General features: G+C 47.3%; 7 protein-coding genes. 1 reads left to right on the plus strand and 6 read right to left on the minus strand.

Annotated features, from left to right (window positions below; translation table 11 throughout):
* Positions 1-22: 22 nt before the first annotated feature.
* From ACJ67_RS10910 to epsA, 6 genes are all read right to left on the minus strand, one after another.
* Positions 23-10,222, minus strand: coding sequence for a filamentous haemagglutinin family protein (locus tag ACJ67_RS10910; RefSeq protein WP_231587161.1), 10,200 nt, complete (start codon positions 10,220-10,222; stop codon positions 23-25).
* Positions 10,223-10,276: 54 nt separating this feature from the next.
* Positions 10,277-11,986 carry a ShlB/FhaC/HecB family hemolysin secretion/activation protein gene (locus tag ACJ67_RS10915; RefSeq protein ID WP_231587162.1) on the minus strand — a complete coding sequence of 570 codons (1,710 nt, stop codon included), beginning with the start codon at positions 11,984-11,986 and terminating at the stop codon, positions 10,277-10,279.
* 311 nt (positions 11,987-12,297) lie between these two features.
* Entirely contained in the window at positions 12,298-13,707 is a 1,410-nt protein-coding gene (locus tag ACJ67_RS10920) for a hypothetical protein (protein WP_082164011.1), read from the minus strand.
* 189 nt (positions 13,708-13,896) lie between these two features.
* Complete coding sequence (locus ACJ67_RS10925) at positions 13,897-15,315, minus strand: hypothetical protein (protein ID WP_049639095.1); 1,419 nt, start codon at positions 15,313-15,315, stop codon at positions 13,897-13,899.
* A 75-nt stretch (positions 15,316-15,390) separates the two neighbouring features.
* Positions 15,391-16,188 (minus strand): PEP-CTERM sorting domain-containing protein, encoded by a 798-nt coding sequence (locus tag ACJ67_RS10930; protein ID WP_049639096.1) that lies wholly within the window; start codon positions 16,186-16,188, stop codon positions 15,391-15,393.
* A gap of 265 nt (positions 16,189-16,453) precedes the next feature.
* Positions 16,454-17,287, minus strand: coding sequence for an XrtB/PEP-CTERM-associated transcriptional regulator EpsA (epsA, locus tag ACJ67_RS10935; protein ID WP_231587163.1), 834 nt, complete (start codon positions 17,285-17,287; stop codon positions 16,454-16,456).
* A gap of 272 nt (positions 17,288-17,559) precedes the next feature.
* On the opposite strand from epsA, the gene ACJ67_RS10940 reads away from it, so the two are divergent.
* The gene (locus ACJ67_RS10940) at positions 17,560-18,225 is read left to right on the plus strand and encodes a lytic transglycosylase domain-containing protein (RefSeq protein WP_082164013.1); all 666 of its coding nucleotides are present in this window, start codon (positions 17,560-17,562) and stop codon (positions 18,223-18,225) included.
* The last annotated feature ends 6 nt before the right edge of the window (positions 18,226-18,231 follow it).

Consider the following 18,231-nt stretch of genomic DNA (forward strand, 5'->3'; position numbering starts at 1 on the left):
TATAGACTGCATGAATTAATGATTAATCTTCTAAACGGATCGTTTTGACAGTCACGATAGGTGGCAGCTCTTTAGGTGCTACATTCTGGTTGTTCATCTGATTGGCGATATTTTCAGTCAACGCATTGCTGGCTCCCGCTGAAGTATTGGTTGCACTTAAAGCTGCACCAGCCAAGCCCCCGGTATCAGAAACTGGCACCCCTGCGGAGCTGCCTGCAGCACTGATATTGGTGGCATTGTTAATCACCTGTGCACCGACAAACAAATCTGCGCCAGAGGAAACACCCGCTTCACCTGCATCGAGTACACCATTCGGAGCAGCCAAAAACACGACACCAGCCTTCACTTCTTTTTGGTTGCCTATTGGACCATCCGGATCATAAGTTGAGGTGCTGATACCACTACCGGCAGCAACGCCTTTGAGCTCGACAATCCGATTACCAAAATCATCCAACTTACCCAAACGCTCAGGTACGGCCAGCGCAGTCTTGGAGCCACGTCCTGCATCAATATCACCATTATTGACCCAAGCACTTAAATCACTGCCCTTACCCCTGACGCCAAGCAAGTTTCCATCGGCATCCTGATCGCTGCCACCGCCCTTAACACCAAATAACGTGGAGACTTTGGACTGATTGATTTCGAAGCCTTTATCCGCATAGACCCTTAATGCACCGCCTTTTTCGGTCACAATACCGATTTCTTTACCAGCATCAGCGCCAGCAGCAGCCGGGACACCAGCATTAATCAGCCCACCAGGTGTGAGCAGATTGATGTCAGCAAAACGCAAGGTTTTAACCTGGCTCTGATACATCAACATATCGCCCTCATATATACGCGTTTTCGGGAACATGGCTGCAATCAGTTCTTCACCACGGTTAGCTTTACCTGTCTGCACATAATCGACAATCGCATTGGTCATTTCTATACCATACAGTGCATAAGCAAGTGGCTTCTGCTCATCCACAGCGAGCGCCAAAAATAAAGCCATCGCTTGCTCTTTGCTAAGGGATGAGCCAGTTTTGTTTTGCATATAGCCTTGAACACTGTCAGCTACCACAGTGCGGTATGCACTTAATTTTTCCGCGTCTCCAGCAATGGATTGAGGACCAACACCATTGGGGTTAATATAAGTGTTCACAAACTCGCTGACTGAAGCTCCATCTTTGCCCAAACCGGCCAGCATGGTGATATTGGCACCATTTTCAGGCAAGTTAGCGTTGACAGTATTAGCGACAGACAATACCCCGTTGGTTTTGCCTAAATTAATATTACGTGAAGCCTCTATCAACAAATCGCCAGGCCCATTTACCACGAACTCAGCATCCGGATTTGGCAGGTCCATCACAAAGTCATTGCCCGCTTTGACAATAGAGATATCGCCCTGATTATTATGTTGTATTGAAGCGTGCATGGTCACATCCTTACCGGCGCTAATATAAACAGGCATGGATGACTTCAAACCATAAACATTGGCACTATCGCTTGAGGACGGTGCGCCTTTAAAAGAGACGCTACCTTCTTTTGCAATAATCACAGATTGATTGTTGTTGTTTTTATGTACAGGTACCGCAGAGTTACCTGTTTTAAAGCTTGCAAGCTGCTGATTTAATGCACTCAGTCTTACATCCCCAACAAAAGGGTTATCAATGGTGAACTGACTGAGCACATCGGCATCGGAAATGATGACCGTACCAGTTGGCGACTGACTCCCAGTAGAATTTGAGTTAACCGCTGTTATATTGTTTGAGGCCATCAGTTGCAACTGACCATCGCTTGCTGGGGACAAAATCATTTTATAGCTAGTAATGTCCCCATTAAACGCTGTTACACTGACTTTTCCGGGATGAATAGCTCCATAGTCGTGCTGTTTGAGCGTTGTAGTTGCTGTACTTAGGCCAGTAGAAGAAATATTATCTCTATGCTGTAAACCAATTTGTACATTTCCAACCAACCCTGACACATCAAAGCTTGAGTCACTGGAGTAAGTATTGAAGTAATTATGATTATCGGCAACGAGTGAATTTGTTGAGCCCTGAGCCCATAAAGTCGGATTAAACACCGTATCTACTTTAACATCACCAATCGCACTGACTTTAGCGCTTGCATCTTGCAAGGCAATTAGTAAACCTTGTGAGTTTGCAGAGCCTGATTTGCCTATATTGCCATTGGCGCCGATATTCAGTTCACCTCGCCCGACATAATAGACTCCGTTGGTAATGTTTCCGCCTGCGTTCACAGTCACATCGCCGCCGCCATTGATAACGCTATTGTTGGTGTGTTTCTCGCCTTTATTATCAAACTGTGCATTAGTCGCGGAAGAAGCTGACACATTGGTAATATTACCGCCCGCACTCACTTTGACATCGCCACCCCCTAGTGCAGCAACGCCTTGCTGGAATAAATCAGGGCGCACCCACCAGCTAGTATCTGTTTCGCTAGATTCATTACCTGCTTGACGTAACAACCACTGATTGACACTTTGCGTGGTGGCAGTGCCAGAAATATTGCCTTGTGCGATGATATTGATATCTCCGCCATTATTCACATAACTGGCAGCAGTAGCCGCGGATGGCTTGCTAAAACCCACCGCATCGGGCGATGCTTTACCAGCGGTATAAATTACCCCAGTACCTAGCGTAATATCATTACCAGCGGCAACTGTAATATCCCCTTCGCCAGTTCTGATAATCTTGCCATTCGACAATGTTAAATTTCCAGTGTCTTGAACCGTTTTATTGACATTCGCCGAACTGTAGTCAGCACCGGCAATCAAGCTGATATCAAAAGTTTGGGCATTACTCTCCAACAAGCCTGCTGCGGTCGGGGTGCTAAATCCATCACTGATAGTACCCACTCTTAAGTCACCACTTGAACGCAGTGAAAGGACACCTCCTCGACCAGCAATTAGCGTATTTACACCAGATCCAAATGCACGCAAGTTATGATCTGCGCTTGAAGTCATATTAGTCGTGGTGTTTCCCGAGGTGCTTCGCACTTCAATGTAAGGTAATATCAGGGCAGCCACACCATCCTGGGTATTCGCATAACTGCCCGCAGTTTGATTGGCATTGTAAAAATTGTTGGTATCAGTCACAAGACCTGCGATCGTGCTTGCAAATGTAGTTGCCGTATAGGTCCGTACACCCTCCACTCGCACCTCACTAGCACCCTTGATAGCACTCGTCGTATTAAATGCAACGTTTACTGTATTTGCTGTTCCCGTCGTGCCACGGCGTCCTCGTAGGGTCACGGAGCCATCCGCACCATCTACGCCTGCATTATTGTTAGCCTTTTTATCATAGCCACTCACGTCAATGAGTGCGCCTGCTTCTGCAAAGACTGCATTCGTTGTGCTCAGGCTGTTGGAGGAGAGCAAAACGTCGCCGCCAGAACCTGTTTGTAAGTCACCGTTAGATTGATTCGCTTGTGTGCCTTTGGCGGTGATTCTGGCGGTATTTTTAAGGGTGACGGTACCACTGGCGTACATGGCAACATCGCCGCCTTTATCGCCATCCGCGTTCACCGTACCAGCGACCTGGATATTGCCATTGTCAACCCCCAGGGTAAACTGCTTGGCTGTCACTGTATCGGTTGACTGAATATCCACATTGCCGCTTCTGACGCGTAAATCGCGTGCCTCATTAAATTGGCCCGTCTCTAGCGCCTGGTTAACCTCACTAAAGTTGCCCAACTGATCGACATCCAGATTAAACTGCCCCCGTTTTTGCTTGCCTGCTGCGCTGGCTTTTAGCGTACCATCGGCCACTGTAAACTGTCCGCGCTTGGCATCCACATTCAAAGTGCCTGCATCACCAGACTGCTCACCGCCGGAAATATCAATCAAGGCCTTGTCCGCCACCACCACGTTGCCGGTATTCGAGATGAGTGACACACTCCCTGCATCTGTCGTTTTGCTGTGCGTTTGATCAAACTTGACGGTAGTCGCTTTTGTAATCACTTGTCCATTAGCCGCTACTGTTAAGTCAGCATTAGTTGAAGTGGCTTTAAATTGCCCGGCCAGCATTTCTACCCGATTGGCAATGGTGGTTGCATGTGAGGACAAATTAACATTGGCACCTAGACCTGTAGTCGCTACAGCGGCATTGCCGTTACTAAGCAGATTTAAAGTGCCAGTGGTACTCAGGTCATATTTTGCGCCAGTGTCTGCGGTCACCACAGCAGAGCGTAAATTGGTTTCTGCCGCACTAATATTCACTTTACCAGTATCGGCAAACTTGATTTGCTGATCAGCATTGACATTCACCTGTTCAAATCCGGCAATATTCAATTGATTGCCTGTACCAAACACAGTGTTTTCCGTATTCATAGTCAGCTGAGAGGTGCCTACATCCTGAGGAGCCACAAAACTATTCCCCAGCGTATTAGTCAAGCTAAGCGTTTTGGCATTGATGACCACATTTCCATCGCCATGATGCGCCATACCACTGGAATTTAACCTTAGATTTAAATCCTGGGAACCAAAATTCAGAGCACCATAGATATCAATTTGTTTGTAACTATTTAGCGTGACTGCAGATAACTGACCATAACTTTGCAAAGTGGCCGCATCAATTTTAGTGGCAGCATTAGGGTTACTGTCACCAAGTGCAAATTGCTGCGAGCCCAGCGTTAAACTACCGCCATTGGCAATACTCACTTCACCAGACTTGTCGAAGCGTTTTGTCGCGTCTAGTACTGCAGAGCGAGTCACCTCTACCCTTGCGCCTTGTTCAACTTCAAGCTCGCCTCCGCTCGCACTTGCACCTGTACGGGTGAGACTCAAATCGTTGTTGGAAGACACTGCCAGCAAAGCACCATCCCCCGTCGTAGTTAATGTCACGCTTCCAGGCTGAGTTGCAGCAGGACCTGTTTTAATGACTGCACCAGCTTTAACACTAAGCTTGTCTTTTGCACTGACAATCAACTCTGCACTTTCTACGACATGGTTTGCGTCATTCGCAAAAGTCACTTCAGATGCTTGCGTAGTAATGGTCTGTGTATTTCCTGAAACGGTACGTGTCCCGCCCAATAATACGCTGTCTGCCTGAATATTAGATAACTGACTGGCACTGAGCTGCAATACACCGTCTTGTATTGCACCCACATTTGATACCACCTGAATTTTATTGGATGAAATATCAACCAGTCCGCCTTTGCTACCCGCCGACTTTTGCGCCACAATCTGACCGTCCAGATTCAGTTGCGATGTTGCACTTATAGACAGCTGTCCAGCATCCGCAGACAATTGGGGAGTCACCATTGCATCTTGTCTGGATTTATTGATAAAGAATTGGTTACCTAACGTGACCAGATACTCTGCAGGCCCCTTATAGTCTTTAGTACCCACATTGTTATAAAAGACCTGCCCACTCAGCACATTAAAACTGACAAACTGGCCGCGACTCGTTCCGTCAACGCGGGTGAAATAACCCGACATATTGGTCGAGCCATCTAACTGGGCCAGCGACGTATTAATAGGCATAATTTCATTACTGACCTTTACCAGATAGGCGCCGGGAACCAAGGCATACCGCGCTGGCAACAGGGTATACGTCCCGGCCGCCAGTCCGTTTCCACCGTTCAGGTAAATGGACTGCCCAACATTCAGATCTGAAGGTTGAGCGCTGCCATACATCAAATAATCATAGGGGGCATATTGCTGGCCGAGCTTAGGCAAGACAGCATAGTAACCCTGCTTGGACAAAACATTCTCCGAGCCACCAATACCAGGCAACCACTCATAAGAGAGGGTATCTCCCCCGCCTGAAATATCTACCTTGGCACCGCCCTGCATATCAATATTGCTGGCATTCAGCGTAATTTTCTTTTCATTCAGCTTACTTTTCCCAATCGCGTCTTCATTCCCCTCTTGCTCAACCATGTTATTCCCCCCTAACACCGTCGTGAGGTAGGGAATCACACTACCCTCTGCAGAAACAGAGGTTAAGCTGTTTTTAGCTAAGACTAGGCTTTGTTTCGCATTTAAATTGATTTCACCCAAAGGGGCGCGCAAATTACCCGCTTGTATAATTTGATCGGCATTGATATTCAATTTGCCCTGTGCAGACATTGGCACATCTGGCTTAGTCCCCTGCGAATTTGTTATTACGACAAGGCTCTGGTCACCCTTGGCATTAATATTAAAGGTGGCCGCACTGACTGGATAAATCTGCGCCGCATCCATCGCCAGCTTGTCAGCGACGGTCAGTGAACCAATACTCTGCAAGCCATTCGCTACACCACGACCGCGAATATCTGTACGGCTGTTCAACTTGACAGATGACACCTGATCCAGTGCCACATTTCCAATCAAGTCAATGAAATTAGCATCAACGACCATCTCACCTGCCCCTTGTGCTGGTGTCGTCAATTGCTGACTGCCCGTATTTTTCAAGCTAACCGCTGACGCCTGTATGCGCGCAGCGCCAGCAATAGCAGTCGCATCGAGCGTCACACTTGCAGGCGCTGCCAACACACTGCCTGCTTCAAGCACAATCTTGCTGTCTGGTTTATTTTCGACGTTTTTCACATGTAATTGCACATGATCAAAGCCCCCTTCCGCGATTTGTGCTTGCGAAACCTGGCCCTTACCCACTGCATTGGTCAATGGCATATCAGGATCGTTAGTCTGAATGAGATTACCAACACTGCTCCCAGGCTGATTTAAATCAGCCATGACCTGTTTAGCTTGTGTCACAGTCAGCAAGCGCTTACCGTTGGGTAAAAATAGTGGGTTATTGTCATCCTTTTCAACTGCAGACCAAGTATCTCCACCAAGGACTACTTTCAAGGTCCCCGCCTCGCCCTGACCAGCACTTTTGCCAATTAAGGTGCCATCAAGCGCCATGCCGTCACGCGCCTCGATTTCAATGGTTCCTGCTTTACCATCCACTTGTTGACGCACAAAATTGTTCGAAGTGGGCAAGTCAACCAGGCCTGATGCAGCAGACACGTCAAGCTGACTTCCTTCTTTAAGGACGACCACACCGTTACCAGACTTGACTGTAATATGGCCCGCATCCAACACCTTGGCATTTCTTAGCGTACCATCAACTGTTGGGGGACTAATATATTGGCCTCTGGCCGAAAGCACTGACTTCTCTCCTACAAATAGACTCAAGGTCGGATCAAACTGCCTGTTAGGGGCAATCGGATCCATTCCTTCCGGTCTTTGAATCGTCAAAGTGATATCAGCCGCCGGCGCGGTGATGTCCCCCAAAATGGTCATCTGCCCATTGGAAGTTAAACTCACACTTCCCTTGGCGTCAGTCTTGCTATTGGGCGCCTGTGTCACAATGGTTGCACCTTCGTGTAGCGTAAGGTCATCCCCTGCTTGCATGCTTAATGATACCGGGCTTCGGCCAATCGCAGGGGGCGTGGTCAATGTCGCAACCTGGTTGATTCTGTTACCGCTGCTGGTTGTCTGCGCACTTCCGTCAAGAACCAGAGCCCGTTGTTGTGGCTGTATAAGGGTCGTTACGCCCTCCTGGCCAATCACCATGTCACCATCCTGGCGACTCTCATTACTTAAGGTGTAATGCGAAAAACCACCTCGCCCAAAAAAGCCTTCATCCAGCCATAAAGTATCCGCTTTTTCAGGGTTAACGCCGCCAATCTGAATATCCTTAACCGGGCTAGTACCGGCATCTCCTTGTAAATTAATCGTCAGCTTGCCACCTTGACTGGTTTTACCTGAGTCATAAATGCCATAGGCCGAAAAAGCATCATTATCAAGCTTGGCTTGTGCGAGGGTCACGTTAATATCGCCACCATGTCCGGTTTCAGTGGTTTTGTCTTGCTTGATCCACGCGCCGGCATTAGCTTCCATTCGCGCTCCCTCTTGCATGACAAGCCCGTCCGTGACCGTAATATTCCCTGCATCCTTAACGACCAAGCCAGTCATGGCACCAGCAATGCCAGGTTTGTCATTGGTTAACAAGCCGGAAGTGCTGATATTGACTCCTTTAGCTAAAACCACATTCGTTCGCTCGCTTGCGCCCAAAATGACATTACCACCTGCCGCCGTGATATTGGAGTTAATATTTAAACCGCCATTGGCATCCAGTTGAATACTGCCATTAGGATTGGTTTGTAGTTGCGTGTTGACATTGATTTTGCCATTGGCATTTACTACTAACCGGTTAACCCCTTGACGCAATACCTTGGTATCAATTTCTGCAACTGCCTTTTGCTGATCGCTTAGTTCACTATTGGCATTAAAAGCATTGTTCAGCGGATCACTCAGTTGATTGACAAAGTTCAGGTTGCTGTTACTGGTTAAGTTAATATTAAGCGCACCTCCTTGGGGTGTTGGACTATTCGCGTTATCTCCACGTTGATATGTACCGACTGTTGTGTTGGCAACCACGTCACCTTGTAATGCCAGTTGACTGGACTGGACTGTAAAAGTCCCGGCATTCCCACCTTTTACATAGCCCGCTTGATATGAACCATCTGGTGAGGAAGAAAGATCCCAAGTGCGCGTCACGCCCCAGCGGGGGTCTTTGATGGTCAGTTTTGAACCCGTCGATTCGTAAGCAACCCCTGCTTGTGCATCAGAAGCATCTACCCAGTTGCCATTAAACAACAGCTTACTTTCTTTAATATCTCCAGCCGCATAGTTGGTCTTGCCCCCGGAGGTATTTACCACCGAGCCCGCTTTTGTCACCACGCTATCGGCTGTGAATTTGACACTGCCGCCGTTGGTCATCGCTTCAGCAATGGTTTCTTTTTGCGCTAGTTTGGCCTGTTCAATCACCGCCTGACTGATGATAGGTGTCCCCTCTCTGGAATCCAGATAAAGGAACTCACCAAACAATGGACCACCCCGCAACACAGGGGAGTCTTTCAACTGCTCAGAGTAAAGCTGTATGATAAGCTGATTGCGTGACATGGGTGCATTGGCATCCACGCCAGAGACGTCAATCAATGCATTGTCACCCAAAAAAATTCTGGACTCCCCAATACCATTTGAGTTTGCCGTCACATTCACCTGCCCGGCATTGGCCGTCACGCGGCCCTGAATATCAATGGTTTTCCCCAGAATTTCAACGATGGACTGATTTTTCTCCCCAAGCTTTTGACCAAGCACAGCCTCTTCAGTGCTCTGGGTATCTACCAGCACCTGTGTGGTGCTATTTTTTGCCAGCGTGACGGTGCCTAAACGGTTATTTGCAGGGGTTCCTTTAGATTGAATCTCTTCAGCCTTTAAAAGAATTTTTCCGTTATTTCTTACAGAAGTCGTGGCAGTGATTCTGCCTTCCTGATTGACTGCTAAACCAACCAGACTGGCATTGCCGTTACCGACGACAATCTCACCAATATTTTTTACAGTACCTCCAGAAGAAACCTCTACCAGAATATTTTCATTTTGCTTGGCCATGTAAATAGTTTTACCTGCCGCCAGCAACGTTTGCCCATCCGGGGTAGTAATCACACCACTGTTTTTAACATCTGGCGCCAACAACATGACGCGCCCATTGGCAGCTGTTCTGATATCAGCGGCTTTTGTGACCAACTCGCCTTTTTCGTTATAAACGGCGCCAGCCACCTCAATAATGCCTACTGCATCAGCAAATGAGAATACGGGCTCATTTTCATTAGACAAAATACCTCGGTTGTAAACATCTTCAATTCTGTTATCAAAAATATTATCCAGCGTGGTCGCCGTTAACGAACCGACGTTGACTTGAGAGCCAGCACCAAAATAAATCCCGTTCTGGTTGACGAGATACACATGTCCACCATTAGGTGTATTCAGTGCACCGTTAATATAGCTAGCACCATCGCCCATCACGCGATTCAATACACTGGATGATGCATTTGGCATATAAAAATTGACAGTGGCTTTTGAACCAATATTAAAGCTATCCCAGCGAATAATTGCATTTTGGGTCGTTGTCGTCACATCCAGCACGTTTCCGACAGGATTAGTTGGTATATTGCCAGCGCCAGAAACGATATTGCCACCTGTTGGTAGGGTATTGGCATCCATTGCAAGTACTGGCGATGAAAACCAACTCAGATAGCCCGCTAATAACAGGGCAACACTTGCACTAGAGATGCGCCAAAAAGGGAATTCAATCGTGGAAGCATTGTTCACGGTTCGAGAGGCACTGGCAGAACTCACAGTTTTCTGATGCGTACGTGCAATTTCTGCAATCGGCACCAGCATGCCCAGACGTTTGCTAAATACCAATTTGAATCGTAACTTGTTCATCACATCACCTCGTATACTTCAGAAACTTACTGCCTGACCGGTGTCAACCTTGTACTACCAGTCGAAGCCGACTTTAAAATGCAATCGCGTATCGCCTGTTTCATTCATGCCTGCAGGCTTGGTCGGTGTTCTCCGCCCATTTTCAAGCTCCCAGCTTGACTGCAACACGCGAGCAAAATCTAGTCGCATAAACAAACCTCGCGCACCTTTCACATCTACGCCAAAACCATACGATGACAAGATGTAGCGCTCAATTTGTGAAATCCTGTCGTCGGCAAATGTCAGTGGATCCCGTGTTTTAGCCAACCCATAGTCATAAAAGCCTAGCAAGCGCAACTCTTTCACCCAGCTGCCGACATATTTTTGTAAGGGCGGTGTCCGTAACTCCATGGTGAAGTTCGCACCGTTATCTCCCAGTGCACTGGCCTCAAGAAAACCGCGTACAGTGTCTAAGCCACCCAAAAAAAACTGTTCATTGGAAACTAAAGAGTCTCCCGTGATCTGCCCCCCTATCGAGCCGTAGGCTTGCCATTGGTAGGGTAAGGTTTGCGTATGCTCAAGCTGGCCGCGCAGGTAAGAAAAATTGGGGCGAGCCAAAAAACGCCTGAGTGCGAACTCTCTTTCGTCATTCACCAGTGCTTTGGTGGAAAATACAAAATTCAAGTCGAGTTTGGATGTGCTTTCGGAGGTGACCAAGTTACCGTTGTAGCCAATCAAAAATGGCAAGTAGGTAATCGGATTGCTGCCTAGGTCAGCCCCCAATCGTCGGGTATTCTCCTGAAAGTCCTTATAATCGACACCCAGCGTTATATTGTGATTAAATCCGGCGGACGGGCTAGGCATAGGGTGGATATATCGTGCTCCATAAACATTACCCCGACCCACCACATTCAGGTCACCCACTGCACTGATATCACTTTCGTTAACAGCACCATACATGGCATAGTAATCCCCTGCATAAGGGATAACATAGGTGCCAGAAAACACCTTCACTTCATTCGTATCCTCTGGGGTGACTTGAAAACCCAAACCTAAACTGTGATCACGTTGCCACAGGTTGTCGTATCGCAAGTTGCCAGACAAACGTGTTTTGGTCGTATTTGGCGTGTAACGGTTGTTGTATTCCATGCTGGCGTGCAGTGGAAACTTGTCGTCCACTTTCAAATCCACCTCAACCATGCCGGGGGTTTTTCCAGGACGTAATACCGGGGCAACAACGCGGTCCTGGTTAATATTCACCGAGGCAATTTGTTTTTGAACCGTCGGGAAATGAGGCACCTGACCTTCTTTGAATTCAGTCACATTCTGCTTGATTTTGCCCAACGAATAATAACGTGAGCCAACCACATTGAGCCGCTCAACCTTGCCTTCCAGCACATCCAGCTTGACCACCCCGGCATTGACCTCCTGCTCGGGAATGTTCACAAACACCGTGAGATAACCTGACTCATGAAATGCTTTTTCCAGCGCACTGCGTGCCTTTTCAACATCCGCAATGGTGCGCTTCTCGCCCAGGTAGGGGTAAACCGCTTTTTCAACCTCAGTCACACCAAGAACAGTATTGCCGTCGACGACATATTCAAAAATATCGAACTGGTCTTTGGTTTCTGTTTGTACAGAGGGCTCAGCTTCTGCTCCAGACACATCAGTGGTTGCGTCCCAAGAATTGCCAGTTTTTGATGCCGATGGCTCGACCTCTTCTGCACCCACGGCAAAAGACCAAAGAACACAAGCCAAACACATTAAACGCAGCAACAATTGCAAACCCTTTCCATATCCGTTAAGGCACTTCTCAAGGCTTGCCATTTTGAAAGCACTGCGTGTCACAAAGATGAAATACGGACTAGTCCGCTGCCTGTTTTAAGTAGCCCTAGTGGGCCATTGCAGCTAACAGGTGAGCACGCCTCCCAAATTCGAGGAGTTCGAGCAAAAGATCATTAAAAAGAGTACTGACTGAGGTTCAACAACAAACTTCTGGAATCAACAAGCTGTGTACAAACGAGCAAAGCACACCCGTTAAGATGTGCTTTAAAGAGAGACGAATATAGCTTTTGGCTATACACTCTTCGATTTGCTTAGAACTTCCAAGTTAATGGCCGGCAGCTGTTAGCTTGGCGCGTTGTTTGGGTAATGTGCACGCCTTTGTTTAATATCGGACAAGCGCTTGAGGCAGAATTCAAAATCAAACCACGTGGCACAGAGGTACAAGACACTAAAGAAAGACTGCCGACGATGTTTTTGATCACCGTCTCGCCAAATGTGCCTTTTGCTTCATGGCTGATAAAGCCTTTGAGTGGAAACTGGAAAGGATACTGACCTTGCGCAGAAGTGTAACGGGCGAAGCTGTCAATGGTGTTGTAAGGCCCTGCTTCTGGATGCACACCATCCACTTTCAGGTAGCGTCTGCCAGCAGCAGGTGTACTTTCCAATGAAACGACACCAATTGCAAACTCACCTGCAGACGATGCATTGCTTATTCTAGTGCGCACTACAGAGGTTTCACCATCTTCAAAGATTTGATAATAATCAGGATCGCTATCCGCCTCTTTAGTGGGAAACAATGAGCCACCAATAGATGGGTTTTGCAAACATGGGTTACCTAAAAAAAATGTATTTGACGCAGTTTGCGTGCCTGATGTGTTCACGCGACGAGCGATAATCACCACCTTAGTTTCATCAACCCCTAATGGTGCCCATGTTGCCAATGGGTCAGACACCAAAGAAGCATATTGTTGCTTGTTGATGGAAGGTGCATTTTGTGGCAAGAAACCAGGATCAGCCGCGTTAGCAGCCGCAACAGAAGCATAAATGCCTTGCGCCACTTGCATGGCACGATATAACGGCTCCGTGGCCATGACACCAAACACTTGTGTGACACCGGCGTCAATCTCGGTACCATAAGAAGTTGCATTTACACCAAACAATGCCGCTTCAACATCTGAAAAACCACCCGCTGGTTTTTTGGGAGTGTTATCAGTTGCTGCAAAACCGTTGATCGTTGTTGCACATCTGTAAACTGGCGTTGCACCCTGACTTGTAACGGTGATAGTACCCACGTTAGTGCAACTATTTGTAGCCACGTTAGCCAAACGGTTTAGGTTAGTTGTTACGCCAAAGCCTGTACCAGCGACATCGTTAGGTACGTGCGGGGCAAAAGCATTAAATGAACCGCCCTGGTTAGTGTGGTATAACACAGAAACGACACCACCACGCACGCACGCATATGCAAATGTATTGCCAGTACGCCAATCACCTGGGAAAGATGCCTCTGCAGTTCCACCATGGAATACTGACAATGTGTTAGTTTGACAACCAGATACAAAACTTAAAAAAACACCCCTTGTTGTCGAGGATGAGCCACTGATCCAAGCCTGATTCAACGGTTGTGCATTCTGTATGTCTGTTTGAGTCACTGCTGCCGCAAATGCACCGGTCGCATACAATACCGCTGCCATTAGAATGACGAAATTATAAATCCTTTTCATACCCCATCTCCCTTATTGACAACTTAATTTATAGTCAACTGTAAATTCACATTACTAACACTTTCTTATATTAAGAGCCCAATTTGTCGTAAAGATGACAGGTGGACTAACTGAAATGAAAAAAGCACACCCGGTAGGGTGTGCTTTCAATCAGCTAACTACAATTTTTGATCGTAGTGATTTATTTAATTAGAACAACATCTGGTTAGCTTGACAGTTGTTACCACCACGTGTCATCTTAGCCACTTCTTCACCCGCAACACATGCAGAACCTGCCTCAGGATTCAAAGTCAAGCCGCGTGGCACGTCAGCACAAGATAAGGTACTAAATGCACCGACAATTTCACCAATCACAGTCTCACCAAAAGTACCTGCTGCAGAGTTAGCCACGAAAGAAACCATCTCCATGTGGAAACCATAATCACCATTTACAGCTTTGTTACGTGCCTTGACATCTTTAGTTGCACCGGAACCAGCAACGGGTGTTTCAGGATGAACACCATCAAGCTTGATGAAACGATAGCCGTTTCTGTCTGTTCTTGTCTCGGCGTCCCAATCATTTTCAAGAGACATCACACCAATAACATAGTTTGTTGGGTGAGTGAACTTGGTTTTCAGGGAGGATGTGGAAGAGTCTTCAGTCACGATGTAAGTAGAAACACCCAAACCAGCTGCTGAAGCTGCGGTTTGTGGAATTAGAGCACCACCAATGGAAGGATCACCATTACATGGGTTTTTCAGGAAAAAGGCATTTGATGAGGCTTGTGTGCCTGAAGTGTTAACACGTCGACCAATACGCACAGGGGTGGTGGTATTGTTTGGGATCAATTTGCTCCAGTTTGTGTATGAGCCTGTGATAAGTGCTGTGTATTGCGCACTGCTAATGTTAGGGGCATAGGCTGGGTCAAAGGTTGGATCCAGAGCATCGGTATTTCTTGAAATGCCTTGGGCAGTTTGCAATGCACGATACAGAGATTTTGAAACTGCAACACCAAACACTTGGCCCACGTAAGCTGGACTTTGTGTACCAAACTCACTCACATCTTTACCAAACAGCTGTGCTTCAACATCGGAAAAACCACCAGCTGGCAGTGCTGGGGCGTTATCATTTAGCGCTGCAGCAGTACCTGAAGCACAAGTGCGATATACCGCCGTAGCAGACTGGTTATCGTTCACATTGATTGTAGCACCAGAATTGACGCAGCCATTGCCTGCTGTTGAATCCAGGCTTTTAACGCGAGTCAAACTGACACCATCAACATGAGGCGCAAAAGCATTGTATGAACCGCCTGCAATCGTATGATACAACACAGACACCACACCACCACGTGTACAAGCGTAAGCTAAGTTATCGCCTGCAGAACCTGGTCTCACAGCACCTGCTGTAGTCGTGTCATGGAAGAATGACAAAGTATCTGCATCACAACCTGCAGCAAAACCCTGAAATACATTATATGTTGGAGCAGATGCGCCAGAAATCCAAGCTTCTTGCAAATTGCCAGTTCCACGTGCAGCAGTAATATCTGCCGGGGTCACTGGTGCAGCCAACACTTGACCTGCGATCAAAGTGCCAGCCACTGCCAGCAACAGTTTATTTAATTTAAACATTTTTCGTTTCCTTCAGTAAAAGTTTGATTGGCGGCCAGTTTTTGACTGACCGTTATTCATGGCTTGCCTTATTAATTAAGCTTTGCGACGACGGGCAACCAGACCAATGACGCCCAAACCTGCCAACAACATGGCGTAGCTGTCTGCTTCAGGGACTGGAGCTGCAAAGGTCAATACACCGGCACTATTGAGGCTAAATGTGTAGTTTCCATTAGTATTACCCAGAGTAGTTTCTGTTAACGCAGTAGTGTTAGTTGCGCCATTCACCAGTTGACGGATGGTCATCGTGCCGCCCAAAACAGTCGTCGTGTCGAAACCTTGCTGATTAATACGACCTGAGGTACCGTATGCTTTTGCGTTTTCTGCGAAAGCAGCGCCTGAAATTGCTGAACTTGCACCATTTGCAACTGACGCGTGATTACCCAAGTTCTGGTTTGCTGCCAGATACTCGTCAAAGGCAGACAGTGTATTATTGAATTGTGAGCCAACCATTTTTGTACCTTTTTCATAGGTTGCAATCAGGTTTCTACTACCAGCACCACCGCCAAAATTGTCAGCAGACATTACACCCCATTGTAATGAAGCGCTGTTACTTGCAGTACCCCAGAATGTGTTCCAGGCATCAGCATAGTCACCTTTAGACAAATCCCAGCTTAATGCACCACCGCTTGAGGCTGCTTGCGCAACCATTGTGCTAAATTCACTGTTGCTGTATCCCAGATCAAAAAGAGCAGAAATGTTATTAGTGTTGTCGACAACAGTCAGAAAAAAGCTGGAGTCGCCACTACCGCTAAGTGTAAATGCCGCCTGTGCTGGAACAGTTGCTGCAGACAACGCCAACGCTGCTACCAATGCTTTATATTGAAATTTCATAAACCTCTCCTAAAAATTATTTAAAACTACTGAAAGAGCAAACCATCGAGATGGCGATTTAAAACACAACACACGAATATTGTCAGGCCAGCATGTCATACATGTGATTTGCAGTTAGTCCACATGGACTAGCTGAAAAACACCGCACTTGCCAGTCGATCAAACCTGAAAGAGTTTAAGGAGGAGAGATGACATTCTTTAAAACATGCCTAGTCCTATCGGACTATGTCTGCATGAAATTCTTGTGAATTTCATGCTTGAAGATTTACTGGCTTCTATGAATCAGGCCTAGTTTCAAGGCCTTGCTAGCAGCTTGGCTACGGTTTTCTACATCGAGTTTACGCAAGATGTTTTGTACGTGGTTTTTAATCGTCAATGGGCTGACCTGCATGATGCCGCCAATCTCCCAATTGGTTTTACCGGCTTGCAACCATTCAAGGACTTCGAGCTCTCGTTTGCTTAAGGGTTTGATACGGCCATTACGCGATGGGGTAGAGAGGACAGAAGGACTTTTATTTGCAGTCACTTTGACGATGGCACAGTGCAGATGTGGCATCAACAACTCCAACAGATGGGCCGTTTGAGCATTTGCAGGTGAATTCAAGCGGCCGAACATGACCATAGTTGCAATACGGCTATGCTCGTTGCCAAAGCCATGTACCACAAAGCGCTTGAGCTCTGAAGCCAGCATGCGATCTGCCTCTACATGCTCTACGGCATAATGATTGTATTGTTGTGATTGCGGGTCCGTATGGTAGAAGACCGGCATACCCAGCTGGCTCCAGCGCGTGAAGGCTTCATGAACAAGGCCATCTTCTTCATTCAGTACCTGGTCAAACTGAGTATCACCAAAGTAGCGGCTTGAGGTCAGATATTCATAATCGTAGCTGGCACGCTCCAAACCACGCACGCCGATGACGACAACCTCGTGAGCAAGCAAACACTGAAACCCGCGTTGTAACCAGTTAAAGAAGTGAGAGCGATGCTGCAAGCGAAGCGACTCTTCAATCACTTCCATAAATACTGTGCGCTGCTCTTCATTCAGCGCCAGCGCCCACTGGTCGCTGACCTGATCTATCCCTGTCATTGTGGTATCCATGTGTACGACACATTTATCATTTAATGTGCAGCAAGTTTGCGCATGATTTGTGACAGAAAAATGATTGCGGCATGTCAGTTCGTTGATGAATTCATGACATCGGACTAAAAAGAGAACCATGCTGGCAAGATGTTGTTTTATAATGATTTTTCTTTACATCAGCTTACGTTTTGAGCATGACAATGCTGTGACAGACTGACAAAAAGAGGGTGAACTCCGTCAGTCCGGCTGTCTTTGCATTGTCACATGCGCATGCCAGAATCCTCCCCATCATGTTTTCAACTTGCCCTGGACTTTACCAAAGCCTATTCGCTGCTTGCTGGCTTAGCCTGATCCTGCTTAGCCAGCACAATATTGCTTATGCCGAGGGGGCTCATACACAAGAGATACTTGCCGGAAACATCGTGCTAGATAATACAGACGCGTCTGAAATTGTGATTAGCAATACAGACTCAGAGGCCATTCCCACAGAGGAATTAACGACAGCAAGCCACACCAAGCCAGTTCGCTGGCAGTCTGGCAAGCTGCCTTACCAGTCAGAGGTGCAGGCCGCAGCAGAGGTGACGCAGTTGGAGCCGGCGCTGATTCATGCCGTGATTGCGACCGAATCCGGCTACAACCCCAGAGCCGTTTCAAGTAGGGGCGCTTTTGGTCTGATGCAGGTACTGCCAGCCACTGCCAAGACGATGACGACAGTGCCTGTGAAACAATGGTCAGTCCCTCAACAGATATTATGGGGCTCGCGTTATTTAAAACGTATGCTGGACATGTTTGAAGGCGATGTGCCGCTGGCGCTGGCAGCCTATAATGCTGGCCCGGCAGCAGTGAAAGCGCATCAACACAGGATTCCCCCTTTTACCGAAACCCGGCAATATGTACCCAGGGTGCTGGGGTATTATCAACACTTTAAAACTCGTGCAACCCAAGTCAACCACTAACAGGCC

Origin of the sequence: Methylophilus sp. TWE2, from assembly GCF_001183865.1 — a bacterium.
Classification (GTDB): domain Bacteria; phylum Pseudomonadota; class Gammaproteobacteria; order Burkholderiales; family Methylophilaceae; genus Methylophilus.